Raw genomic sequence first — 23,863 nt, forward strand, 5'->3', positions numbered from 1 at the left:
AGGCCGAATCTGACTGCACGAATTGAAATCCAGCAACTGACCAATTTGAGCAACGCTCAAATTACCCGCTGGAAAGTCATAGCTTGACATTATACGGTAGGAACAACCGAGAAATGCACGCAGGCAACCTTAATTTTCGGTTCTGTATCCAAAAAGCCCCATTGAAGGGGTAACTCTTCTTTACGAAGAATTACTTTATTTACATGTACTTACGCGGCGACCTCGAGGATCTGTCGCCTCAGGCGCTCAAAGTAAGCCGGCGCCTCGGCGCTCCCCTCCTCTGGTGCCCACGGTGCGAGCTCTTTGGCGGCGTCCGCCCTGAAAGGTCCGGCTTTTACCTCGAACAGTATTGCTCCTTCGCTCAGCGCAATCACCGTATGCCAGCTGCCGGGGGGCAGCTCTACGCCGGCGTTTGGTGACACCGGCTGGGCGCCCGAGCCGAAGATAAAAATGTCGCGCGGCGCGCCGGAATCGTCGAATAGCACAAGTGCAAACTGCCCCCGGAGCGCAAATAAGGTTTCGGTCTTGGGGTCAAGCGCGTGGCGGTGCGGCCGAATATAGCTATCTGTTCCAATCGCATTCAGCAAGCGCTGGCTTGGATCCTCATAGCTCTGATGAATATTGAGGTGTTGCCTCCTCCGCTTCGATTGAGACGCTTCCTGCGCCAGTCCATCCAGTGTTGCTGTCGAAAATACCCTGACGTTCATATTCCAAAGCTAAAGTAATTTTCCGAACTGCCGCTTCCGGCGAAAACATCTGTTCTGCGAGCGCTTTGCAACGCCTACCAATTTGGCCGTCCTGGTCAAGCGTAGCCAACAGTTCCTCCGCAAGCGCGGCCAGGGTTACGGCAGAGTTATCCGTACAAACGCGCCCGACGCGAGTTTGCTGAATCAATTCGATCAAATCATTTCCCGCGTTAATACTTGCAAGCACAGGAAGCGATGATTGCATATACGACAGGAACTTACCTGGTATGTTATGAGTCTTATGCCGCGGATCCAGCGCCACCAGTCCCACATGGCATTGCGCATACAGCCCGGGTATTTCGTCAGGATCGATCTCGTCAAAAAACAAAACGTTGTCGAGCGCGAGCTTTTTCGCCTCGTCTCGCAGGCGACGAGCGTCGCTGCCACGGCCAACAAACAAGAATCCGACATCGTTGCGATGGGACAAGCGCTTTGCCAGGTCGAGCAAAATGTCCATTCCTTGGGCGATTCCCATGTTCCCCGCGTACACGAACAGCTTCCGGCCTGACAGTGGCGAGTTTCGGGCCGAGACGCTACAACCAGTGTCGGGCGTGTCCGCGAGCCAGTTGTGCAGTACTTCGAGCCGGGCTCGTGAACCCGATCCATGGCTGAAGTACGCCAAGTTCCCAGGGGTTTGGACGCCGATCACATCCGCGACCGAGTACTGGTGGTTGGCCACCCTTTTGAAGAACCGGTACGGCAAACCTCGTCCCATGAGGCCCATGTCGACCGCCCATTCCGGAAAGATATCGCGGATGATCAAATAACTTGGGCAATCGCTTTTCTGTTTGAGCGCCTTGGCCACCGGTCCAAGGAAAATCGTCGGCGAGTACCAGACCACGCCATCGAAGGTCGCGTCCGCGAGTGGGCTGCGCCGGAGATTTCGCAGCATCGCAAATGGCATCATGAATTCGCCGAAGGTGCGTCGTATATAGCTCACATCCTTCGTTTTCGGTGTGCGCAGCCTTAGCACGCGCATCCCATTCAGGTGATCCAGCTGCCACGGCTTTTCCAGTTCCGGCGAGGCCACCATGACGGTGACTTCGTGACCTTGCTGGACGAACTGGCGCGACAGGTCGCGAAGCTGGACCGCGCCAGATGAACGAAGCGGCGGAAATACATCCGCAATAAGCGCAATACGCATGTCGGACTCTTCGCGGCCTTAGTACTTCTTCCAAACCACCCGGTTCACATAATCCGTGTAACTGTGGATGATGCGCACCACCTTGTCCGCCACATTGGGCATGCTGTAGTCCTCAACCAGGCGCAGGCTTCGTTCGCTGCCGCGTGCCTGGCTTTCCAAGATCGCCAAGCCCTGCCCCACCCGATCCGCTTCAAGTCCGACCATCATCACGGCGGCCTCCTCCATCCCTTCGGGCCGCTCATGGGCTTCGCGCAAGTTCAGCGCCGGGAAATTCAGGATCGACGACTCTTCGTTAATGGTGCCGCTGTCGGACAGCACGGCGCGCGAGTGCATCTGCAGATGCACATAGTCCTTGAAGCCCAGAGGCTTCAGCAGGCGCACGAGTGGATGAAACGTTGCTCCGCGTGCGTCGACCTTTTTCTGGGTTCGCGGATGTGTCGACACGATCACAGGCAGTTGATACGCCTCCGCGACCGTGTTCAGCACCTCAACCAGTTTGTCGAAATTGACGACCGAGTCGATATTCTCTTCCCGGTGCGCGCTGACGACGAAATAGCCACCCGCCGAGAGACCGAGACGTTCCAAGACATCGGACGCCTCGATGCCCGGGCGATAATAGTTCAACACCTCGTACATCGGGCTGCCGGTCTTGATCACTCGGTCCGGCGGCAAGCCTTCGCGCAGCAGGTACTCGCGTGCGATTGAGCTGTAGGTAAGGTTAATATCGGCGGTGTGATCGACAATCCGTCGGTTGGTTTCCTCCGGTACCCGCTGGTCGAAGCAGCGATTGCCCGCTTCCATGTGGAAGATCGGGATCTTGCGGCGTTTTGCGGGAATCGCGGCAAGGCAGCTGTTGGTATCACCGAGGATCAGCAATGCCTCCGGCTGCACCTGCTCCAGCAATGAGTCAATCGCAATGATGATCTTGCCGATGGTCTCGGCGGCCGTACCGCCAGCAGCATTCAGGAAGTGGTCCGGTTTGCGCACTTCGAGATCACGGAAAAAGATCTCATTTAGCTCGTAATCGTAATTTTGGCCCGTGTGGACCAACACCTGTTCACAATGCTCGTCCAACTTGGCCATCACCCGCGCCAGGCGAATGATTTCTGGGCGCGTGCCTACGACGGTCACTATTTTCAATTTCTTCATTCTTTAACCTTGTAGGCCACAGTGTCTGGCTTTTGGCGATCGAGGATCTCGTTCGCCCACAGCATCACCACCATCTCGTCATTTCCAATATTTGTTATATCGTGCGACCAGCCAGGTATTGTTTCGACTACCTCCGGAAAATCGCCGGAGGTAAAGTATTCGTGCGTCGCCCCGCTCTCGATATGGCGGAAGCAAAAGCGCGCCTTCCCTTTGATGACGAGGAATTTTTCGGTCTTGGTATGGTGGTAGTGACCACCGCGGGTAACACCCGGATGAGCCGTTAGATACGAAAATTGGCCACAGTCTGGCGTCTTGAGCATCTCGACAAACACGCCACGCGGATCCTCATGCTTCACCAGTGGATACGCGAACTGCGTGGGCGAGTAATAGCTGATGTATGTCGCATAGAGGGCACGTACCAGTCCGGTGCCGACAGGCTCCGTCACCATATCCTCGCGGCTGCGCTTAAACGCGTAAAGCTGCTCAGCCAAAGCGCCGACGGTCGTCGAGTAAACAGGCGCGACCTGCTGGTACAGCCCTCCCCTGCGCTCCTCTCCGAGGTGCGACAGGAATGCGGCGATGACATCGTCCACATAAACCAAGCGCAGCAGTGCCGCAGGGTCGTTTACCTGAATCGGCAGATTATTGACTATGTTGTGGCAAAACGTCGCGACAGCCGAGTTGTAATTGGGACGGCACCATTTGCCGAACACATTCGGCAAGCGATAGATATAAACCGGCAAGTCAACACGTTCGGCCAGTTCGCACAATGCCGATTCGGCGCCCCGCTTACTGATGCCATAGGGATTGTCCTGTTCAGCCTGCACCGACGAGGTATAGACAATCGGGATCGTCTGGCCCGCCTCAAGCAATGCATCGCACAATGCCCGCGTTAGGTCGCAATTACCACGCGCAAAATCGGCTTCTTCCTTGGGACGATTCACGCCCGCCAGGTGAAACACGAAGTCGGCTTCGCTCACCTTTTGCCGGAGATCGCCCATCGTGTCGCCACGCACGAAGCGCAGCACCTGGATGGACGGCCGCTCCTTGAGGTGAGCCACAAGGTTTTTGCCGATGAAGCCATCGGCGCCGGTGACCAGGACCTTCATCGATCAGGCATCCAGTACCGGCGTTTGCCCGCTCGCGACGGCGCGCATGAAATCAAGCTTCATCAGCAGGTGTTTCATACCACTCTTGTCAAGGCGCTCGGTATTGTGCGAGTTGTAGTCATCGAGCTGCGAGATCTTCTGCTCGCCTTCTTCCACAAATTTGCCATAGTTGAGGTCGCGCAGGTCAGGCGGCACGCGATAGTAATCGCCGAGATCCTCGGCCGCCGCCATCTCCTCACGACTCAGCAGCGTCTCGTAGAGCTTTTCACCGTGGCGGGTGCCGATCACGTTAACCTGATGCTGCGGTTTTTCCAGGATCGACAGGAGCGCCGCGACCAGGGTTTCGATGGTCGCCGCCGGCGCCTTCTGGACGAACAGGTCGCCGTTGCGGCCGTGCTCGAAGGCATACAGCACCAGGTCGACCGCGTCTTCCAGGGTCATCATGAAACGCGTCATCGCCGGATCAGTCACGGTAATCGGCTTACCCGCCATGACCTGGTCGACGAACAGCGGAATCACTGAACCGCGCGACGCCATCACGTTCCCGTAGCGGGTACCGCAGATGACCGTCTTGTTGTCATCCAGCCCGCGAGACTTGGCGACGAAAACCTTCTCCATCATCGCCTTCGAAATACCCATCGCATTGATCGGATATGCGGCCTTGTCGGTGCTCAGGCATACGACACGGCGCACGCCATTTTGGATCGCAGCTTCGAGCAAGTTGTCGGTACCGATCACATTCGTCTTGACCGCCTCCATCGGGTGGAATTCGCAGGACGGCACTTGTTTCAGGGCCGCCGCGTGGAAGATGTAGTCGACACCGCGGGTGGCATTAAGCACGCTACTGAAGTCGCGGACATCGCCAATATAAAACTTCAACTTCGAGTTGTGGTACTGCTTCCGCATGTCATCCTGCTTCTTTTCGTCGCGGCTAAAGATCCGGATCTCGGCGATACCCGTGTCCAGGAACCGCTTCAAGACCGCGTTGCCAAACGAACCGGTTCCTCCGGTAATAAGAAGCACTTTGCCTTCAAACATATCTATCCTTATTCGTTATTTATCGCGATTCATTTCCCGAGCGCCCGCGCGATGATTTCATCACGCTGAACCACATTCGGATAATTAATCAGCACGGCCTTGTAGGTCCCCTTGAACACAAACAAACTACCAGCCGACGCGCCGATGACGCCGCAAGCGCCCAACAGCTTTTCGATATCCTGCAAAGTTCCGGCACCACCTAAGATCGTGATCGGGATGGACACCGCGTCGCGGATCCTGCTCGCGAACGTTATGTCGTAACCCTTCATTTGGCCGTCGTTGTCGATCGAGTTAATGACAATCTCGCCGGCGCCCAGAGCTTGCATCTGCTGCGCCATCTCGAGCGCGTTGCGCTTGGTGTTTTTGCGACCGTTGTGGACGTAGACGTCGTATTCCTTGCTGAGCATGCGCTTCTTGACGTCAAGGACGACGACCACGCTCTGGCGTCCGACCTCTTCGGCGATGCGCGAGATCAACTCAGGATTCTCCACGGCAGCAGAACTGATCGCAATCTTTTCGACGCCAAGACTGATGATGTGTTTTGCCTGCGCAACAGTCCGTATGCCACCTCCGTAGCAAAGTGGCATGCGGCACTCGGCCGCCAGACTCGCGATCAGCTTGTAGTCGGGTTCGGCGCCAGCGACCGTCGCGTCGATATCCAACACCATCAGCTCATCGGATTCCTTCTCGTTGAAAATCTTGACCGCATTGATCGGGTCGCCAACATACTTGGGCGACTTGAACGAGACGGTTTTCACGAGCCCCTTGTCGTGCACGAGCAAACAGGGAATGATCCTAGGCCTGAGCATGTGCCAACTCCGCAAAATTTTTCAGGAGAGTCGCTCCATAGTGATGACTCTTTTCGGGATGGAATTGAACGCCGTATACGTTCCCAGCAGCGACCGCACAACCGAAATCAAATCCATAGGAAGCGCGCGCCAGTACGTGCGACCGCTCCTCGCAATCAAAAAAATACGAGTGCAGGAAATAGAAGCGCGCATCCGCCCCGAGCCCGGCGAACAAAGGCGCGCCCGCAGCCGGCACCACGTCGTTCCAGCCCATATGGGGCATCGGCAACTGCGCTGACTCGGGCACTGAATGAAACGAGCGGACGTGTCCCGGCACCCATCCCAACCCGGATGCGCGCCCCTCCTCGCTCGACGAGGCCAGGATCTGCATCCCCACACAGATGCCGAGAACCGGCACGCCCTTTTCCAGCACAAGATGCTCAAGCGCCGGGCGCATGCCTGATTGGTGGAGCAGTTCCATCGCATGATCGAACGCGCCGACACCCGGCAGGATGATGCGGCTGGCGTCCGCAAGGTCGCCAACTGATTTGGCGCGCGCGGCATCGAAGCCGAGGCGCTTGTACATGTTGGCAAAGGCCTGCACATTACCCAAACCGTAATCGACAATACGGATCATCGGAAATACCTTTTTTCGATACCAAGCATGCGCAAGGTGTTCGTCCCCATACCGATCAGCCAACGCTTGTTCTTGTAATCGCGGTAGGTCTTGTTTTCGCCTTCAAAAATCGCCTGCAGCTCGTCCACCGACAGGTCGAGCTTGCTCGCGACATATTCAAACTCCTGCGCCAGGAAGTGCTCGTCCATTTCTGGACATGCGATGCGATCAAGCGCCTGTTCGCGCGTCATTTGACCGGTCATGATCAGGCTTGAAAAGTGCGCACGGCGCTTGTGAAAGCCGAACTTACGCGGCAGCCAGAAATCCTCGTAGAAGCGCGTAAAGCGGGATTCATGGTGCTTGTGCTGAAAGCGCTTCCACCCAAAGCGACGCTCCAGCTCATCCTCGGCATCCTTTTTCACGAAGGGCACCATGTTCAGTGGCTTGGCCACTTCCATGCCGAACAGGTATTGGTACATGCCTTTGTAGACCAGGATGTCGAGCAGCGGGAAAGTCTTGAGCGGGCGGCGACCGAAGCGTCGGTGGATGTCCTCGAACAGCGTCCGGTCGATGCCCAGATACCCGCCCCACTCCTCCGGTTCGCGGCAGCACTCGGTCGAATAGTTCGAACCAGTGATCACATACTTGATCTTGTTTTTGCGCGCGAACTTGTATAAGGAAGAGAAAAAAGCCGCGTCCTGGGGCAGGTCCTGGTCAGGAATTTGCGATTTGAAAAAAGCCACCTGCAGGTCTTTCATCTCCTCCCAGTTGATCACTTCGGTGTACAGATCAAGCCCGAGACCATCGACCAGTTTCTCGATATTCCCTACTGCCTGATCCGTGTTCCAGCCAGCATCGACATGGAACAGCAAGGGGCGAAGGCCCATTTTTTCCTTGGCGATGTATGCCGCGTAAGAGCTGTCCAGGCCGCCGCTCAGGCCGATGATGCAGTCAAAATCCTTGCCTTTGCCGTCGGCTGCGATTTTTTCCGCCAGCGCGGCCAACTCAGCCTCTCCGCGTGCGTCGGTGTGCCAATTCGGCTTGATTACGAGTTGGTAGTTATTACAGTAATCGCACAGCCCAGTATCGTCGAACGAGATATTCGGATCCGAGGCATCCATGATGCAACAAGTGCAAATCATCTGCTTATACATGGCGACGGCTTTCTTCATACAAATTCAAATAATCCTCGCACATCCGCTCATTACTAAAACTCGAGCGCGCATATTTAACGCATTCATCATCGCCAGCAATCGGAAGCTCACCACGATAACCATCCAGCAGAAGAGATGCCAATTTTTCCACTTGGCCAAATGGCACGAAATAACCATAGGGCCTGGGGGCCACTTCGGCAGGCCCACCGGAGTCAAAGCCGATAACCGGAGTACCGCACGCCAAGCTTTCCGCACACGTGAGGGAAAAAGTCTCGCTCTGGCTGGTTAGCAAAAAAACATCGGCCAGCGAATAGTATCGGGCCAACTCATTCTGATCGCGCGTTGGAGGCAAAACTATCACATTAGGCGGCAAATCGGTCAGCTTCTCGACAACGCCAATCATTACAAATGTGATAGGTTTGCCCAGCGATCTCTTGGCAATTTCCAGAACCCAGCTGCCACCTTTGCGTTCGGACATAAGATCAGGCGCAACCGACAGCGCAATATATCGACCTTCGAGTTGATGTCGACGCACAAGGTCAGCCGTGTCGCGAGGATAAAATATTTCCGCTGTGTTTATTCCGTTATGAACGACTGTCGCTTGCTTATTTTTTAAAAAAGACTGTGTCAGTCGATCATGCAACCAGTTCGACACCGGAGCAAACGTGATTCGATCCATATCCGACAGTAAATTCTTTTTTCGCTCAAACTGGACGGCCGACCGGTCAAACAACAAACTCCGCGGATAATCATTCAACTGAGGGCACTTCTGGCAGGCAGTTTTCCATTGATCGCAACCAAAGGCATATCCACAACGGCCGGTATACGCCATTTCGCAATGTAGAGTCCAAACAACCGGGATATTGCGTTTCTTAAGATACTCGATGAGCCGAAAATAATTTACAAAGTACCCATGAATCTCATGTAGATGAACGACATCCGGCTGGAAGGCATCGAGCGACGCCAACAACTTGTTGGTTGCCATTGGTGAAAATACTCCGGTGTAGCCAGTCAACCTCGAGAGACCGGCATCTACAAACACTTCCAGATCATGACTGATCTTGGAAACATTCGGCTCCCCCTCATCAGGACCGCGACCATAGAACACCTTCGAATCGTGGCCGACGTCAAGCAAATGGTCATGAATAGCCTTAACGATTTTCCCGGTGCTACCCGCCCCGTAAACCACGTCAACCTGTGCAACCTTCATATATTTCACCTTCTTCTCTTGTCGTGATTTTTTGGAGATTTTGATTAAAAACAATTGCCCAAAAAACCAAGCAAATAAGCGACTCCGGACGCAGGATATTGGATTCAGAAAACGAGAACAACCAAAAACTCAATACGAAAGAATAGGTTCGATAATCGCGAACCAACGCACATTCTCTTATCACGCAAAAAATCCGCCACACCAGATAGGCCATGAACGGAACTCCGAACGCCCCAACCATCAGGGCAAACGCGTTATCGATTGTCAGCGCTTCCGGCGGATCCACTCCCCCAATCAGCACCCGGTAAAACGGAAGGGAATTCAAATATTCGGCCATAAACGAAAACCTGCCGCTGAAAATCAGATCAATCAACGGAAACTTGTCGAGCACTGTTGCCGCCAGTATAGAGAGCGCGATGGGTACAGCGATCAGAACAACTGACACTATGTAGAACAAACGCCGATGTGCGACAAAAATCAAGAAAACCAGGGAAAAAACGATGAAAGAACAAGTAGCCAGAAGCATTGTGCGGCTATCAGTATATTTATAGAAAATATAGCTGACCATCACCGCCGACGCAGCACGCAACACGACCCGTTTTCCCGAAAACATGAGCAGAAGGCAGAAGGCCGTGACCACCCCGGAAAAAGCGTTGACGTTCCTAAACCCGAACGTCATTCGGGTGCGTTCGTCGTCGCCCAACTCCGCCGCAATGCCGACGACATCGGTGCCGTTCTCCACATAGCCAAACTGGATGAGCGCGAGTACAAGCAGAATTGTCGCCCCGAGAACGAACGTCGAGGTCGACGCCAACGATCTAATTTGTATCGACCTGACAGCGAAACATACAAGCAAAATGAACACCATATTGAGCGATAACGAGCTGGTAAGTGCGCCGATCGCCATTAATAACAGATAGACAAATAATAGACGTTCGCCCTTTCTAATCTCCACACCACGTGCCAACAATCCGGCAATTGCCACCAGTGCCGCCACCCGGAACAACATGATGGAACCAGGCTTCATATCGAACAGGTTGACACCCAGGTAGCCAAGGTTGAGAAACCAGAATAGAACGGCAACCAGCACCTTAGCTAGAAAAGACGAGCGCTCACGCCTGCGGTGATCTTCGCTGTCTGGTATTGGCTGCTCTAAAATGCTCTGCATTGTTTACTGCTGCTGTTCGAGTACTGAATATCTCGAGACGTCCGGCACACGGGTTGCATGCTGCGCCAGCGCCAAGGTCAGGTGCTCGCGAATCTGGTCGTAGACGCTATCGGCGCATTCGTTTGCCCCTTTGCCCATTTTCATCAAATTCAGCGTCCCGGGTTTGGTCGCATAGTAATAGGCTGCAATAAAGTCCAGATTATATGCGCGGTCATGGCCACAGTCTTCTCGCAGTTGCTCCTGCAGCATGGAATGAAGCCCCGCCGGGTTCTCGACCTTCCTTACGCATTTGTGAAATCCATAAAACACTGATCCGAACAGGAAAACTTTTTTTCCCATCAGCAAAGCCTCATATCCGGCAGTGCTGGTGAGGGTTATCACCGCAAGCGACCGCTTGATCAGTGATTTGATTTGCGCCGTCGGGGAAATCACGCGAACGTTAGGCAGACGCCTCAGATTGCGATAAAAGGATTTCGCAGGAAAACCATATGCGCTGATATGGTCCTTCACATACAATCTGACTCCCTGCGGCAGATTAAACGCTATATTTCGAACTACTTCGTATTCGTTAAGATAAGTCCCTGCCAAAATGGAAGTGGACGATTCCGGGTGGAAATGCAGAGGATACAATATGAACCTCTCGCCTTCCTTGGGGTGATCGTAGTAGTCCCACAACCACTTTAACTTGATCGATCGTGCGACGTTGCGCTTGAAAAGATTGAAGTAATGCTGAACTGGATTGCCCATCTGAAATGCATGAAGGGATTTGTCCCCCGCGTGCCGCAGCAGCGTAAGGATTGTCTTGATTCGGTCCCAGCGCAGATAACGGCGCATTAAGCGGGTGTCATCGAGACCGTTGATCTTCATGTAATCCGGGACGATCGTTTCCAAATTGTCGAGATACTGCTTGCACCATTCCTTGACCTCAGGATCGACTTCGCGCTGTCCTGCCCTGATCGCGTAAAAGATCTCAGCCGGTTTGCTGTCATTAAGCGGATCGGCAGTGATCGAGAAACGACCTGGAAGCCTGGAAGCGCCAATCCCGCAATAGCACGCTCCGAACTTCGTGGCGACAAAATACGCAAAGTGGGCAAAAGCGTTTGACACATTTTCATACAGTACGGCGTCGATTTTGTACTTCTCGAACAGATCTTCGAAATAACAAAGCAACGCGCTCTTCAGCCGTTCAAGATAGTCTTCTTCGTCAACATTCCAGATCCCGTAAACTTCAGCTCGCTCACAGTCAGAGAGCAAGGCCGAGTTGAGGTTACAATCCGAGTACTTATCAAGAACAACATTATTGATTTTATGAGCCGCGAAAAATGCCGAAAAATCATGAATATCAAAACCAAGTGCATCGAGTCCATTGACTTCGCGCGAGAAGCTACCATCCACTGCCACAACCACCTGCGCGCCATCGCCATGAAACCTCCGGACCAGATGATTGAAGAAATAGTGGTAATTCGGTGCGTTATTCGACAGCAGTAATATATTCATTTATTTAACAGGCAATACGGTGACATCAGATGCGAAGCTTAATCCCGACGCAAACTCAAGTATTGAGCAAATCAAAGGACGCAGGTGTGCCCCGGGAAACATTCACATTCACCGTGCGACCCAACAGCGAATCGAAGTGCTTGGGCGCGAGGCCAAAACCTGGGCGAATACGTCGAATGTGCTCAGTGGTGATCACCTCGCCCGCTGCGATATCCTTGACGAAATATACGGAGCGTCGGAAAATCTTGTTCCCCTCCTCGGCCTTCTGCCGCTCAAAACCGGCCCTTCCAAGGGCGGACCATGCATCATGCGTCTGCTCGCACAGCCGTTTCAGTTCAGCCGGCTCGATGGAGAACTCACTATCCGCGCCTTTATCTTCGCGGCTCAGGGTGAAATGCTTTTCGATCAGGCATGCACCCAATGCAACCGCGGCAACCGAAGCTGTGGTCCCCAGCGTGTGATCGGATAAGCCTGGTATTGTCCCGAATCGTTGCGACAACTGAGGCATTTGCAAAAGGTTCGCCTGGTCCATCGGCGCCGGGTAGCTGCTGATGCAATGCAGAAGAACCATCTCCCGGCAACCAGCCTCACGCGCCGTCACTACCAGCTCCTCGATCTCTGCTTCCGAGCACATGCCCGTCGACATGATCATTGGCTTCCCCTTCCTAGCCACGTACCGGATCAGTGGCAGATCGGTGGCCTCGAACGAGGCGATCTTATAAGCCGGGGTGTTTAGCGATTCCAGAAGATCAACTGCGGACTCATCGAACGGGGTGGAAAAGACAGTAATTCCCAAGCTGGCGGCATAATCAAAAATCGCCTTATGCCATTCGAACGGGGTTTCCGCCCACTTGTACAGGTCGTACAACTTGTAGCCGTCCCACAGTCCGCCGCGGATCGTGAAATCCTCGCGATCGCAATCGATCGTCATCGTGTCGGCTGTGTACGTCTGAATCTTGATCGCGTCCGCGCCGCTGTCATGCGCGGCCTTGATGGTGCGAAATGCGCGCTCGATGTCACCATTATGGTTGGCCGACAGTTCCGCGATGATATAGGGTCGGCAACCAGGTCCGATTTTCCGTCCGTTGATTTCAATGACCATCGTATTATTCCTCATGATTCTTTTCCGATTTATGATGCCAGCACGCGACGCGCCAGGCTCGCGCAACGCGCGGCGCCAAACTGCGGGCCTAACAGTGCGAACTCCGAGCCGATGAGCATGGAAGCTCCAGCCGGAACGAGGCTGTTGTTGTCAAGCGCGGATCGTCCCGGGTTTTGGTCCAACAACAAGTCACAGTGGTGCGGTCGGTCAGCGAAATCATCGATGACCATTACCCGTCTATACCAAGCGCGCGCGGCCCGCTCCCATTGACTATCGAGCGCATAGTGATCGACGACAATCCAGTCCACCACACCGTATCCTAAGGCGAGGGAGGTTTCGGCGGCATCAGTCGCCCAGTCCGAGCCCAACCAGTACGCATGCGCAGGAGAGGACGCTTGTGCCGCGTCCGCAGCCCGATACGGCACGAGGACAGCCTGAAATCCCCGTCCAACGATCAGGTTTTGCAGATGGCCCGTGTGTTCCCGGCAAACGAACACACATTCAGCGCCGCCCTCGCGCAAGGCGTCGGCGAGCGAAAAGCATCGCATGACGTGTCCGATACCTGCCTGGAACGAGGCATCTGTGCGGAAGGCGACGCGCATAGTCAAGCCACCCTATGGTCTCAAGCTGATGTCCGGCTCAAGGCCGTGAACATCCATTCGGCACGCTCCCAATCCTCCGGCGTATCGATATCCTGCACACGGTAGCGTGGCAACACTACCGGCGCGGCATCGCGACCGAACAGCTGCTTGCCTGCCAACCATGCTTCAGCGCGCCCCCAATAAAACTGCCCGGCGTCATGCCATGCTTCTTCAAGGTCCTGTGAACGGCTGTTGAAATGCTCTGGCTGGAACATTTCCACCCGCTTGTCGGCTCCGATTCGTAATGCGCGCTGAATCGGGAACGCGAAGCTCGTCACCGAAAAGGCGTAAGCGGTACCGCTGCGTTGCAGTACCTCCAGCCCCTGCCGCAAGTCCGCCGGCTGGACAAACGGCGCGGTCGCATAAATGCAGCAAACTGCATCGACGGCAGGGCCATGGTTTGCCTGCCACTGTACCGCGTGCGCCACCACTGGAATGGTACCGGTATGATCATCCGCCAAATTGGCAGGACGGATAAACGGCACCTCCGCCCCGTGGTGGCGCGCGACATCGGCAATCTCAGCGTCGTCGGTCGACACGATGACACGATCGAAGCAGTCACTCCGCAATGCAGCCTCGATCGACCACGCGATCATCGGTTTGCCAGCGAACTGCTTAATGTTCTTACGCGGAATTCGTTTGCTGCCGCCGCGTGCGGGAATGACCGCAAGCTTCATTTGCCCATGGCCTGGCGCAAGCTATCGATCACCGTATCCTGTTCTGCATCGGTGAGCGAAGGATGCATAGGGATGCTCATGGCCTCGCGATAATACTGTTCGGCCTCGGGATAGTCACCCGCCTTGAATCCCATGTGTTGGTAGTAGGGCTGCGTGTGCACCGGGATATAGTGCAAGTTGACCATGATGTCCTTGGCGCGCATCGCTTCGAAAACCTCGCGATGGGTCGGCGCGATTTTGTCGAGCTGCAGGCGGATCACATACAGGTGGTACGCACTATAGCTATCCGGGTGCTGCCATGGCAGGGTCAATGGAAGGTCCGCCAACAATTCGTTGTAGCGATTCGCGATTTCATGGCGACGGGTAACGTATTGCGTCAGGCGGTTGATTTGGCTCGCACCGAGGGCAGCCTGGATATCGGTCATGCGATAGTTATAACCCAGCGCGACTTGCTGGTAATACCAGGAGCCATCCATCGGCTGGGTCATCAGGGCCGGATCGCGGGTAATGCCATGGCTGCGCAGCAATCCGAGACGGGTGGCCAGTTCATCGTTGTTGGTCAGTGCCATGCCGCCTTCGGCGGTGGTAATGATCTTCACCGGGTGGAAGCTGAAAACGGTAATGTCGCTGTAACGGCAGTTACCGATGGGTTCCCCCTTGTACGTGCCGCCGATCGCATGGGAGGCATCTTCAATGATCCTAAAGCCGTACTTCTGGCCCAATGCATGTATCGCAGCCAAGTCGCAAGGCTGCCCGGTCAAGTGGACCGGCACCACTACCTTTGGCAATTTACCGACTTTCGCTGCTTCCATCAGCTTTGCCTCAAGTTTTTGAGGGCATAGGTTATAGGTACGCGGGTCGATGTCGACAAAATCGACCTGTGCGCCACAGTACAAAGCGCAGTTTGCAGTCGCAACAAAGGTATTGGGCGTGGTCCACAGCCAGTCGCCCGGACCGACATCGAGCGCCAGGCAGGCGATATGCAATGCCGAGGTGGCGCTATTGACAGCAAGTGCGTGTTTTGAATTCGTATGGGCCCGGACAGCCTCTTCGAACTTGGGTATGTTCGGACCTTGCGTAAGATTTACGGACCGAAGCACTTCAACAACAGCAGCGACATCCTCCTGAGTGATCTCTTGTTGGCCATATCGAATCATATATAAGTTCTCGTATTAAAGATTAATCGGTTTGCTTTGCCGCTCGGTTATGAAGCTGTACAAGAGCCCGACGATCCTGCAAACCGGTATTCAGTGCAAGGAAGATCACCCGGTTACGCCGCAACCTGGGTTCACCCGCAACGCGCCTTTGCGCGGGCTGGGCGAAGCGCATTAATTCTGTTGATTCGGGCGCCGCTTGAAGCTCAGGTTCGACGTCAGTTCTGCCCACAACGCGGCATCTCCTGGCGATCGCAATGCCCGCTTGCTCGCTTCCGCTGCAACGGCCCAGCAAGCTACCAGGAACGCCGTCGCCAGGGCCGAGATCAGGACGATTAACGCACGCCAAGGTTTGGCTTTACGCTCTGGCTCCACGGCCGGGTCCAGCACCTGGATCACGGACGGGTCCTTTGCTTCGTCGATGCGCGCGACCTCATACTGCTTGGCCAACACCTCATAGAGCATTTGCTGATACTTCAGGTCGCGCATCAGCTTGATGTTCTCCAGGCCACGCTGCTTATCATCGCCCGGCTTCGATCCACTGCCATTCTCAAGCTTCGCCAGCTCTGTCCGCAGGCCATTCAATTCTTCCTCGACCCGTCGATAGTCCGGGTTGGTGTTGGTGACGAATGCACGCATCGAAGTAAGCTGAATCTCCTTCGCTGAAATTTGCGCCTTGAGACGCGCTGTCGTTTCGAGTGCAGCCCGGCTCTCGGTATCGACACTGATCACGCCGCCGGTGTCCATCGCCTTCTTCAGCGCTATTTCCGCCGCAGCCAGATTGTCCTTGGTCGCTTCAAGCTGGCGCTCGTAAAACAGCCTGCGTTGTGCTGCATCGGTTACCGCCAGCGTCTTCATCAGGCGAAACAACTCGCTCACATACGCATTGGCAATCGCCGCAACGCGCTTCTTGTCCTTGTCCAGAACGTCGACGGCGATGAAACTGTCCTTGCCGGCCGCGATATTCGTATTTTCCTGAAGCAGTTTGCGCGCCTTCTCCTGCGAATCGGTGTTGTACGCCTTCTTGAGGTCGAACTGGGCGATGATGCGATCAGCAACTGTCCGGCTGCGCAGCATGCCAACGTACAGATCGCTCGGGTTTTTCATGCCGGCCGCCGAAACTGCCGCTCCCGCTATCCCTCCCAACTGCGAAAGCAGGGCGTTCGCGCTGGACTGCGTTTGCTGTGGAGGAAGCAATTTCGTGGACGCCCTGTATTCATTAGGTATGGTTAAACTGATCGCTGCCGAAACAATAGCGCCAACAATCGCCGCCCCGATGATCTTCTTCTTGTTCTGGGCGAGCACAAGCAGAAGGCTGACCAGGTCGAGCTCTCGTCCGGTCTCCTGCGTGATAATTTCCTGCGAAGTTTGCGAATGATTCATCATTATCGTAATTCCAAGGTTTAGCCCGGCGTCAATTGCGCAATGTCTTGATTGCCGCCGCGCCCAAACCGAAGTTCGCAAAAATCTGCGCCCACTCACGAGTATTACGCGTGAAAGCTGTCCAGCGGCTTTCCCTGTCGAATTTCTGAGGAATCACGACGCTGTCACCCGGCATGACTTCCAAGCCACCGATGCTGCCGAAAAACCAGCCTTTGGATTCGGCTGATACGACGCTACCATCGGCACGCATCACAAATACGTTGTCGACGTCCGCATCCGGGGTCAAACCGGCCGACTTGAGGTAATCGCTTACCCGAGAATTCGGACGCCACAACAGCGACGACTCCAAGTTCACAGCACCGAAAACATTCACAAACGCCGGTTTCGCAGGCACCACCAAGCGGTCACCGTTTTCGAGCTTCAGCTGCGGCAGTCGAGAGAACGAACGCTCGTTTGGATCCAGGCTGAGAGCAATCCGGCCCGTCGCCTTCAGGTGGCGGAAGCGGTTCAGGGATTCTTTTGCCGCATCGACTTGCATCTGGCGCTGCGCCTGAACAACGGCAGCATCGCTCCCGGAAAACTCACGCACGTTCGCTGCACCTTTTACCTGCTCGCTGCGCAATTGATTTTCCAGCTTGTCAGCAACCTTTTCCAGGTTCGCCTGCTGTTCCCGGCGCGCGGTCTCGCGATAAAACGCGGTGCCGAACAGATAGGCGTTTGATGTCGCCCCCCCTGCTTTTGCCAGCATCGTCTGTACGGTGTCGTTGGCTGTCATCTGATAGACGCCCGGCACCTTCACCTCACCTTCGACGCGCACAAACACCCGCCGCTTGTCCAGCGGCACAGCGACATCTGCCTGCGAGAAAATCGTCACCGTATCACCAGGCTGCAGCAGAATATTGTCCGCGCCGGCCGGATTCGAAAAAACGTTGCCGAGATTGAATGGAAGGAGACTGACGCTCACGTCCGAGCGGTTGACCCGTTCCACCACAGCGTAATCCCAGTTGATCGGATCAATCAGCCCGCCGATTCGGCCAGCGATCGAGCCTTCGGCTTCGTTCGTAGCGCGATCATTGTCACCGGTTACAATCGCGCTATTTTGACGCTTGACCGAACCGCGAGTGATCAGATACTCCCGGCTTGGGATCAGGTCGCTGACGCGCATGCCAGGCTTGAATGGTGCGCGGACTGGCTGATCGACATTACCTCGAAGAACGACAGCATTGGAGAAGTCCGGCGTGATTGAGATGATGTTCAGTACATCGCCGTTCTTCAATGGACGCTTCAGTCCTTGGGCATCCAGCGCAAATTCCTCAACGCTGCGCGGGTGATTCTTCTCCGCGTTGATTCGCTCAAGGAAGGCACGGCGCGGATCAGCGACTACCGGAAGGCCACCTGCAAAATTGAGCAGCGACTCGATCGTATCCTTGCCATCTTTTAACTCGTAAATTGCAGGGGAATTGACCTTACCGACAAGCGCTACAAATCCGCCCGCCGGCGGAATATAGATCGTGTCACCGTCCAGGAGTTTGATATCCGCGGACTTGTCCCCCCTGGCGATGAATGAATACAGGTCGAGCTCCGCCGCGACGGTCCCGCCGCGCTTGACTTGTACATGGCGCATGGAACCGTTTGCGTTGGGCCCGCCACTGGCAAACAAAGCCGTCACAAGCGTCGACAGGCTGGACACAGTGTATGTCCCGGGACGCTGGGCTTGGCCGACCACATAGACCGTGATCGCGCGCAGCTGCCCAAAAGTAACACTGAGCGTCACGCCCTTGTAAAGCTTCCCCACTGCTCCGCGGATCACCGACTCCGCCTGCCCCGCCCGGACACCGGCAAGCGAAATGGTGCCGAGGGTTGGGAGTGAAATCGACCCGTTTCGGTCGATCGTTGCCCGATAATCAATGTCGATTGTACCCCAGCCACGGATCAGCAGCTGATCGCCAGGGCCAAGCTGATAGTCGGAGGGCACCGGCGTGTTGGCAACCGGCGCAAAGGTGGACGGTGCATTCGCGAAAAACTCCGAACCAAAGATGGGCAAGGACCGGCCGGTATTTTCTGCCAAGAATTTCTGAAACTCACTCTGTACCACATTGTTCGCCTCGCGACTAGCCGCGCCTTGCGCCGCACCAGCCGCTCCGGCCCCAGCAGCAGCCGCGTCCGAAGTGCTTCCGTTAGTAATCGTGACCTTGTGCGGCGCTTGCGCCGGAGCGAGTTCACCAACCGATGCTTGGGCTTCCTGTCCAAACAGATCCGACTTGAAGTCAGTCTTCTCCTGGGCAGGGGCGATTGCAGCTACAGCCATGGCGACGGTCGCGAAACCGATTTTGATGTTAAACATTGAGTAAGCCAAAGGAAATCAAGCGAGAGCGTTTTAGTTCAGCTCGCTATGTTACCCGATGGTATTGGTTGAGGGAAATGCCTGATGAACGCCAGTTTGCAAAAACCCCTTGCGTGAGGGCGACCGTTCAGCAGATTTACCACACTGCAGTTCCGAGATTTCGCTAAAAAATTATCAGACAAAAAACGTTTACCCCACCAAGCAAGTCTTTGATAACAAAAGGAAATTCTATTGTTTCCAATAATCAATATTAGATACATTCTGACAAATGTTAAAGTTTCAAGCTATGGGCTATGAAGGGGCAGAAGAACTTTAGATAAATGCACTTTCTACATTTTTATGAAATTTTGGGAATATCTACCCAGCACCAATAGGGCCCTACCTCCTGCTGCGGAATGATCGATCCCTCGACGGGGTTGAGAATTTTCATCGAAAAGGCACAACGTTCAGCTGCCGGCGGTCTTCGCTCCAGCCCCGATTTCTCTTCCGCGGGCAGGTACATTACACTTCCTCACCATTTCGAAAGGAAAAATCATGGTCGGGATGTTCAGTAAAGCGCGGCGCTCGATGCTCTTCGGTGCAGGCACCATCGCTGGATTTTTTGCGAAGACAACGCCATCTGCGTCTGTGCCTTCCTTAATATCGGAAGCGAATGCTGCGGGACAGGTTCCGCTATTTCAGAACCAACTGTCCGCCCCCTCGGGCGCTTCTCTGGTTGGCTTTGCCCAAGTCGACACGACTCAGAGAACTGTGCAGGACAGGCTGCGCGACGAGATCAATGTGCGTGATTTCGGCGCCAAAGGTGACGGTGCAGCTGATGACACTGACGCCATCAACGCAGCGATCGCGTACGCGAAGGCGAAACGGTTCAGATGCGTTGTAGTCCCGAGCGGCAACTATAAGACAAGTGGTTCAATCGTCATCGGTGGCAACTTTCAGGATGGGTTCGAACTGCGCGGGCACCGCGCAAGCATCACGGCAACGGCAAATGCACCGGTCTTTCTCGTGGACGCCCGCCATCCCGAGGCAGCCCCCGAAGTCCGGATTCACGTGCTGTTGCATGGCTTTGATGTGGTGGGTCCAGGCAAAGCACATGCAAATTCTGCAGCCATACAGGCGCAACACGGCGCCAATGTCCATGCGAAAGACTGCTCGCTAAAGAATTGCAATCGCGGCTTGTACGGTTACGGCAACCTCATAAGCCAATACGACAACCTTTTTATCCAGGGATGTGCATACGGAATCGACTTGGCCGCTGACGGCGAGTTCGCCCCGAACGACGTTCACTTTACAAATTGTCAAATCATTGCGAACGATCGCGCGATTCGTGCAAAGACTTTCCCTAACGGCGCTATCACCTTCGTCGGTTGCGAGATCGAGGGAAATAATTCAAACGGCGCAATAGACGATGGTGTTCCTGTTGCCGAATTCGCCAACGCGGGCAAAGTAACGATGATCGGCTGCCACATGGAAGACAATCCGGGCCAGTTCAACATCTACTATGACGCACTGGCCAGGAACCACCTTAATCTGATTGGATCGGAACTGACGCCGGGCGACAGATGCGGCAATGTCTTGTACGTGGCAAATGTCACCGGGGGCAGCAGCCTCATTGTCGTTGGAAGCCGCGTCACCAACAACGTCGGAAAGAATCAGATCGTACTTTCACCTGGTGCAAGGGCTACGATCATTGGCGAAACGGCCGGCTACGTGAGCGGCGACGTGTCGCAGGCACTGATCCTCCAGGCCGGGCTGCTCAATATTTCACGTGAAGATCGCAGCGTGGGAGGCGTCGGGGTGGCTTTTCCGAGAACCCAACAAGCTTCCGCCGATCCGAACACGCTCGACGACTACGCGGAGGGAACGTGGACCCCTGTTGTGATCGGCGCCGCAGGCGCAGGGTCAGCGAAATACTCGACACAGAACGGCAGATACACGAAGGTCGGACGGCAGGTTTTTGTCGAAGCGTATCTTCATTGGACTGGCGGCACAGGCACTGGAGACTTCTATATTGCCGGGCTTCCTTTCACAGTCTCCAATTCCCCCCCTACCTATCCCTCAGCGAATATTGGCCGAACCACCGAAATTTCGTGGACAGCCGGCAATATAATCTATGCGACTTTCGAACCAGGGACCAGGCAAATTCATTTGCTCGAAGGACCGAACGGCGGTGGGGGAGTTTCGATGCTTCCGTATCCAAAAGAAGGTTCCATTATGGTTTCGGGTACCTATACCGTTTAACAGCCCATCCGCCGCGATGGCAGACTACGACGCGGGCACCAGCAACGCTAGCAGTGGAGGCTCAAGGTAGCACCACTCTCCTTCCTTAATCATCAAGGATTCAAGGGTGAGCGCCCCTATCTGCGAGCGATGCAGCGCGGTGCAATGATTGCCGGCTGCGGCGAGCATGCGCTTGACTTGGTGGTACTTGCCCTGCTCCAACACGATTTCAAGCTGATGCTCACCGCGCTTGATGCAGGTCACGGCGGCGAGGGGCGCTGGCTCGTCGTGCAATTGAACACCGGCCAGTAGTTGGTCGACCAACTCCTGGGTCACGGGCTCCGCCGTTGTTGCCTGATATACCTTTGGTACATGGCGCTTCGGCGAGGACTGCGCGTGGATAAATGCGCCGTCGTCGGACATCAGCAGCATGCCGGTGGTGTCGTGGTCGAGGCGGCCTACCGGCTGTACCTCGCGCCAAGTGAACTGTTCCGGCAGCAGGGTCAGCACGCCGGGGTGATGGCTCGGCTTGCGCGAGCACTCGTAGCCAGCCGGCTTGTACAGGGCGATGTAGACATGCTCGCGGTAGGTCCACTCCTCATCGAACACGGTCAGGACGAGGCCATCGGTCTCGACAAGGGTCTTATAACTGGTCAGGATTTCGCCGCCGATGGCGACGCCGCCGTCTTCGATCAGGGCGCGGCAGTACTTGCGGCTGCCGAAGCCTTGGGATTGGAGGATGCGGTCAAGGGAGATTTTGCTCATGGGGCAAGACTGTAACAGAACGCTCAACCGGGTCAAAGCTGCGACGGATGCCCTTGCAGCCGGGACAGCATCGTTGCGTTCGTTTGATTTTCCTCAAGCATCGGAATTTTCCGATAGATACACTGAGATTGAAGTAGGAATCGGACTAACGGAACCATCCTTTTCTAGGACGTTCGTTAGGAATTTTGACCAGGAAAACCAAGAGGCCAGGATGCAAACTGCGAATCTACAGCAGCAAACGGTCGAAGAACGCAAAAATAACGCCCGTGAGCAGTCTGCCATTTTTCCTACCAAGTTGGCGCTTGTGCGCTGGATGAGCGGGGCTGAGCCGCAGTTGCATCACTCGCAGCCTCCCCTCCGCGCGGCGTGGCTGGCGAAGGCGCAGCGGGATTTCCAGGCATGGCTGGACGATGGTGGGTTCGTGCAACATGACGATTGAGGCCGCGCCAGTTAAGTCGCCGGGCGAGAACCAGCCACGTTGGGCCGTTTAGGTCCACCCAGCAGGCGTAGACCAACGAACGGAGACGCCGCAGATCTGCGAACTCAGCATGGGTCCCGGCCTGCGCCGGGACGACGGCTCGGAACTAAACTCAGCAGATCCCTATCTGCAGAACTAGAAAGAGAAAACGACGGCGAGGGCCGTCGTTTTCTTTCCCCAAAGGGGATTGTCATGAGGAATTGATTTCTCTCGAATCGTACATTGACGTACGTCTCTGTAGTCCATATCCGGAACCGATGAGAAGAGGCTGAAAGTCCGTTTCGTCTCCTTGAGGGAACTACATTCGTAAATATAGAACACGAACGCGAACTTTCAAGGAAAAGATCGAGCGCGTTCAGCGCAACTGTGGAATTTGACCACGGTACACGGATTGCACGGCGCCACTACCCACCGACGCGCCGAACTTCTTCAGGACGCGTTCCGGCAGACCTTCGTGCGCCGTGTAGTCGACGATATCCTCGGCCTTGACGATGTCGCGCGCCACCGAATCGACAGTGCCGAAGCCGTCCGCCAGCCCCATGTCGACGGCCTTGGCGCCGGTCCAGTAAAGGCCGGAGAAGATTTCCGGGGTTTCCCTCAGGCGAGTGCCGCGGCCCGCGCGCACGACACTAATGAATTGCTGGTGGATCTCGTTCAGCATTTCCTGAGCGTGTTGCTTCTGCTTTTCCGACTGCGGGCTGAATGGGTCGAGGAAGCCCTTGTTCTCGCCGGCAGTCAGCAGGCGGCGCTCCACTCCCAGCTTTTCCATGGCGCCGACGAAGCCGAAACCGTCCATCAGTACGCCGACAGATCCGACGATGCTTGCCTTGTTGACGTAGATTTTGTCGGCGGCGGAAGCGATGTAGTAGCCGCCGGATGCGCAGATTTCGTCGACCACCACGTACAGGGGCTTGTTCGGGTAACCCTTTTTCAGCCGATTGATCTCGTCGACCACGATGCCCGCCTGGACCGGACTACCACCCGGGCTGTTGATCTTAAGCACGATCGCTGCCGTGCCTTGATCAGCGTAAGCCTTGTTCAGGGAATTCACGATATTGTCGGCGGATCCGCTGCCATCGGTATCGATCGTGCCTTTGATTTCGATCAGGGCCGTATGGCGTCCGAGTGCCTGGGTGTCCGAGCTTCCAAGGTCGAAGTAATTCCACACGACGACGATCGCGAGCGTCAGGAAGACGAGCTTGAAGAAGATGCCCCAGCGGCGCGCGGCGCGTTGCTCCTTGACCGTGGCGAACACGAGGCGTTCGAGGGTTTCGCGCTCCCAGTTGGCGATCGTAGGCTCTTGCGGCGTGGCGGCCGGGTGGTCAGGGTTCTGTTCGCTCATGCATGGTGGCGTAGGGTTTGCTGGCGCCGTCAATTCCGGTCTGCTTGGTGGGCGCCCAGGCAAAATGGGGTTCCCGCTTTCTCGGGAACGACGGTAACTCTATCTCTACGTCTATCTCTATCTTCATCTCTAGCGATA

At 55.4% G+C, this 23,863-nt stretch carries 22 protein-coding genes; 2 read left to right on the plus strand and 20 right to left on the minus strand.

Going from position 1 to position 23,863, the window contains the following annotated elements; genetic code table 11:
• Positions 1 to 209: 209 nt before the first annotated feature.
• The 18 genes from NX778_RS08735 to NX778_RS08820 all read right to left on the minus strand — a co-directional run bounded on the left by NX778_RS08735 (position 210) and on the right by NX778_RS08820 (position 19,422).
• The gene (locus tag NX778_RS08735) at positions 210 to 707 is read right to left on the minus strand and encodes a WbuC family cupin fold metalloprotein (RefSeq protein WP_258811336.1); all 498 of its coding nucleotides are present in this window, start codon (positions 705 to 707) and stop codon (positions 210 to 212) included.
• On the minus strand, positions 604 to 1,890 hold the full coding sequence (locus NX778_RS08740) for a glycosyltransferase family 4 protein (RefSeq protein ID WP_258811337.1): 1,287 nt from the start codon (positions 1,888 to 1,890) through the stop codon (positions 604 to 606). Before NX778_RS08740 ends, NX778_RS08735 begins: the two co-directional genes overlap by 104 nt.
• A gap of 18 nt (positions 1,891 to 1,908) precedes the next feature.
• Positions 1,909 to 3,039, minus strand: coding sequence for a non-hydrolyzing UDP-N-acetylglucosamine 2-epimerase (gene wecB / locus NX778_RS08745; RefSeq protein WP_258811338.1), 1,131 nt, complete (start codon positions 3,037 to 3,039; stop codon positions 1,909 to 1,911).
• Positions 3,036 to 4,148, minus strand: coding sequence for a UDP-2-acetamido-2,6-beta-L-arabino-hexul-4-ose reductase (gene wbjC, locus NX778_RS08750; RefSeq protein WP_258811339.1), 1,113 nt, complete (start codon positions 4,146 to 4,148; stop codon positions 3,036 to 3,038). The genes wecB and wbjC overlap by 4 nt, the downstream gene beginning before the upstream one ends.
• 3 nt (positions 4,149 to 4,151) lie before the next feature.
• The gene (locus tag NX778_RS08755) at positions 4,152 to 5,186 is read right to left on the minus strand and encodes a polysaccharide biosynthesis protein (protein WP_258811340.1); all 1,035 of its coding nucleotides are present in this window, start codon (positions 5,184 to 5,186) and stop codon (positions 4,152 to 4,154) included.
• Positions 5,187 to 5,215: 29 nt separating this feature from the next.
• Complete coding sequence (locus NX778_RS08760; RefSeq protein ID WP_258811341.1) at positions 5,216 to 5,995, minus strand: AglZ/HisF2 family acetamidino modification protein; 780 nt, start codon at positions 5,993 to 5,995, stop codon at positions 5,216 to 5,218.
• A complete protein-coding gene (hisH, locus tag NX778_RS08765) occupies positions 5,982 to 6,611 on the minus strand; it encodes an imidazole glycerol phosphate synthase subunit HisH (RefSeq protein ID WP_258811342.1) in 630 nt (209 codons plus the stop codon). Before hisH ends, NX778_RS08760 begins: the two co-directional genes overlap by 14 nt.
• On the minus strand, positions 6,608 to 7,762 hold the full coding sequence (locus NX778_RS08770) for an N-acetyl sugar amidotransferase (protein ID WP_258811343.1): 1,155 nt from the start codon (positions 7,760 to 7,762) through the stop codon (positions 6,608 to 6,610). Before NX778_RS08770 ends, hisH begins: the two co-directional genes overlap by 4 nt.
• On the minus strand, positions 7,737 to 8,954 hold the full coding sequence (locus NX778_RS08775; protein ID WP_258811344.1) for a glycosyltransferase: 1,218 nt from the start codon (positions 8,952 to 8,954) through the stop codon (positions 7,737 to 7,739). Before NX778_RS08775 ends, NX778_RS08770 begins: the two co-directional genes overlap by 26 nt.
• Positions 8,935 to 10,122, minus strand: a complete 1,188-nt coding sequence (locus NX778_RS08780) for a hypothetical protein (protein WP_258811345.1) — start codon at positions 10,120 to 10,122, stop codon at positions 8,935 to 8,937. Before NX778_RS08780 ends, NX778_RS08775 begins: the two co-directional genes overlap by 20 nt.
• A 3-nt stretch (positions 10,123 to 10,125) precedes the next feature.
• The gene (locus NX778_RS08785; RefSeq protein ID WP_258811346.1) at positions 10,126 to 11,619 is read right to left on the minus strand and encodes a capsular polysaccharide export protein, LipB/KpsS family; all 1,494 of its coding nucleotides are present in this window, start codon (positions 11,617 to 11,619) and stop codon (positions 10,126 to 10,128) included.
• Positions 11,620 to 11,674: 55 nt separating this feature from the next.
• Positions 11,675 to 12,721, minus strand: coding sequence for a pseudaminic acid synthase (gene pseI / locus NX778_RS08790; RefSeq protein ID WP_258811347.1), 1,047 nt, complete (start codon positions 12,719 to 12,721; stop codon positions 11,675 to 11,677).
• Positions 12,722 to 12,750: 29 nt separating this feature from the next.
• Positions 12,751 to 13,323, minus strand: a complete 573-nt coding sequence (gene pseG / locus NX778_RS08795; protein ID WP_258811348.1) for a UDP-2,4-diacetamido-2,4,6-trideoxy-beta-L-altropyranose hydrolase — start codon at positions 13,321 to 13,323, stop codon at positions 12,751 to 12,753.
• Between the two features lie 20 nt (positions 13,324 to 13,343).
• Positions 13,344 to 14,039, minus strand: coding sequence for a pseudaminic acid cytidylyltransferase (gene pseF / locus NX778_RS08800; protein ID WP_258811349.1), 696 nt, complete (start codon positions 14,037 to 14,039; stop codon positions 13,344 to 13,346).
• Entirely contained in the window at positions 14,036 to 15,196 is a 1,161-nt protein-coding gene (gene pseC / locus NX778_RS08805; protein ID WP_258811350.1) for a UDP-4-amino-4,6-dideoxy-N-acetyl-beta-L-altrosamine transaminase, read from the minus strand. Before pseC ends, pseF begins: the two co-directional genes overlap by 4 nt.
• A 171-nt stretch (positions 15,197 to 15,367) precedes the next feature.
• Positions 15,368 to 16,579: a Wzz/FepE/Etk N-terminal domain-containing protein gene (locus NX778_RS08810; RefSeq protein WP_258811351.1), complete on the minus strand. Its 1,212-nt coding sequence runs from the start codon at positions 16,577 to 16,579 to the stop codon at positions 15,368 to 15,370.
• 28 nt (positions 16,580 to 16,607) lie between these two features.
• On the minus strand, positions 16,608 to 18,920 hold the full coding sequence (locus NX778_RS08815) for an SLBB domain-containing protein (protein WP_258811352.1): 2,313 nt from the start codon (positions 18,918 to 18,920) through the stop codon (positions 16,608 to 16,610).
• A 337-nt stretch (positions 18,921 to 19,257) separates the two neighbouring features.
• Positions 19,258 to 19,422, minus strand: coding sequence for a hypothetical protein (locus NX778_RS08820; protein WP_258811353.1), 165 nt, complete (start codon positions 19,420 to 19,422; stop codon positions 19,258 to 19,260).
• Positions 19,423 to 19,454: 32 nt separating this feature from the next.
• Here NX778_RS08820 and NX778_RS08825 point away from each other — a divergent pair, with 32 nt between their 5' ends.
• Positions 19,455 to 21,161, plus strand: coding sequence for a glycosyl hydrolase family 28-related protein (locus tag NX778_RS08825; RefSeq protein ID WP_258811354.1), 1,707 nt, complete (start codon positions 19,455 to 19,457; stop codon positions 21,159 to 21,161).
• 24 nt (positions 21,162 to 21,185) lie between these two features.
• On the opposite strand, the gene NX778_RS08830 is transcribed toward NX778_RS08825, so the two are convergent.
• Positions 21,186 to 21,905 carry a pseudouridine synthase gene (locus NX778_RS08830; protein WP_258811355.1) on the minus strand — a complete coding sequence of 240 codons (720 nt, stop codon included), beginning with the start codon at positions 21,903 to 21,905 and terminating at the stop codon, positions 21,186 to 21,188.
• A 211-nt stretch (positions 21,906 to 22,116) separates the two neighbouring features.
• Here NX778_RS08830 and NX778_RS08835 point away from each other — a divergent pair, with 211 nt between their 5' ends.
• Positions 22,117 to 22,344, plus strand: a complete 228-nt coding sequence (locus NX778_RS08835; RefSeq protein ID WP_258811356.1) for a hypothetical protein — start codon at positions 22,117 to 22,119, stop codon at positions 22,342 to 22,344.
• Positions 22,345 to 22,738: 394 nt separating this feature from the next.
• On the opposite strand, the gene NX778_RS08840 is transcribed toward NX778_RS08835, so the two are convergent.
• The gene (locus NX778_RS08840; RefSeq protein ID WP_258811357.1) at positions 22,739 to 23,725 is read right to left on the minus strand and encodes a S49 family peptidase; all 987 of its coding nucleotides are present in this window, start codon (positions 23,723 to 23,725) and stop codon (positions 22,739 to 22,741) included.
• Between the last annotated feature and the right edge of the window lie 138 nt (positions 23,726 to 23,863).

Origin of the sequence: Massilia terrae, assembly GCF_024753145.1 — a bacterium.
GTDB classification, from domain to species: Bacteria; Pseudomonadota; Gammaproteobacteria; order Burkholderiales; family Burkholderiaceae_D; genus Telluria; species Telluria terrae.

Bases quoted from the DNA above. Each gene is read 5' to 3' on its own strand.
- NX778_RS08735 (WP_258811336.1), bottom strand. From the start codon at position 707: ATGAACGTCAGGGTATTTTCGACAGCAACACTGGATGGACTGGCGCAG.
- NX778_RS08740 (WP_258811337.1), bottom strand. From the start codon at position 1,890: ATGCGTATTGCGCTTATTGCGGATGTATTTCCGCCGCTTCGTTCATCT.
- wecB (WP_258811338.1), bottom strand. From the start codon at position 3,039: ATGAAGAAATTGAAAATAGTGACCGTCGTAGGCACGCGCCCAGAAATC.
- wbjC (WP_258811339.1), bottom strand. From the start codon at position 4,148: ATGAAGGTCCTGGTCACCGGCGCCGATGGCTTCATCGGCAAAAACCTT.
- NX778_RS08755 (WP_258811340.1), bottom strand. From the start codon at position 5,186: ATGTTTGAAGGCAAAGTGCTTCTTATTACCGGAGGAACCGGTTCGTTT.
- NX778_RS08760 (WP_258811341.1), bottom strand. From the start codon at position 5,995: ATGCTCAGGCCTAGGATCATTCCCTGTTTGCTCGTGCACGACAAGGGG.
- hisH (WP_258811342.1), bottom strand. From the start codon at position 6,611: ATGATCCGTATTGTCGATTACGGTTTGGGTAATGTGCAGGCCTTTGCC.
- NX778_RS08770 (WP_258811343.1), bottom strand. From the start codon at position 7,762: ATGAAGAAAGCCGTCGCCATGTATAAGCAGATGATTTGCACTTGTTGC.
- NX778_RS08775 (WP_258811344.1), bottom strand. From the start codon at position 8,954: ATGAAGGTTGCACAGGTTGACGTGGTTTACGGGGCGGGTAGCACCGGG.
- NX778_RS08780 (WP_258811345.1), bottom strand. From the start codon at position 10,122: ATGCAGAGCATTTTAGAGCAGCCAATACCAGACAGCGAAGATCACCGC.
- NX778_RS08785 (WP_258811346.1), bottom strand. From the start codon at position 11,619: ATGAATATATTACTGCTGTCGAATAACGCACCGAATTACCACTATTTC.
- pseI (WP_258811347.1), bottom strand. From the start codon at position 12,721: ATGGTCATTGAAATCAACGGACGGAAAATCGGACCTGGTTGCCGACCC.
- pseG (WP_258811348.1), bottom strand. From the start codon at position 13,323: ATGCGCGTCGCCTTCCGCACAGATGCCTCGTTCCAGGCAGGTATCGGA.
- pseF (WP_258811349.1), bottom strand. From the start codon at position 14,039: ATGAAGCTTGCGGTCATTCCCGCACGCGGCGGCAGCAAACGAATTCCG.
- pseC (WP_258811350.1), bottom strand. From the start codon at position 15,196: ATGATTCGATATGGCCAACAAGAGATCACTCAGGAGGATGTCGCTGCT.
- NX778_RS08810 (WP_258811351.1), bottom strand. From the start codon at position 16,579: ATGATGAATCATTCGCAAACTTCGCAGGAAATTATCACGCAGGAGACC.
- NX778_RS08815 (WP_258811352.1), bottom strand. From the start codon at position 18,920: ATGTTTAACATCAAAATCGGTTTCGCGACCGTCGCCATGGCTGTAGCT.
- NX778_RS08820 (WP_258811353.1), bottom strand. From the start codon at position 19,422: ATGTACCTGCCCGCGGAAGAGAAATCGGGGCTGGAGCGAAGACCGCCG.
- NX778_RS08825 (WP_258811354.1), top strand. From the start codon at position 19,455: ATGGTCGGGATGTTCAGTAAAGCGCGGCGCTCGATGCTCTTCGGTGCA.
- NX778_RS08830 (WP_258811355.1), bottom strand. From the start codon at position 21,905: ATGAGCAAAATCTCCCTTGACCGCATCCTCCAATCCCAAGGCTTCGGC.
- NX778_RS08835 (WP_258811356.1), top strand. From the start codon at position 22,117: ATGCAAACTGCGAATCTACAGCAGCAAACGGTCGAAGAACGCAAAAAT.
- NX778_RS08840 (WP_258811357.1), bottom strand. From the start codon at position 23,725: ATGAGCGAACAGAACCCTGACCACCCGGCCGCCACGCCGCAAGAGCCT.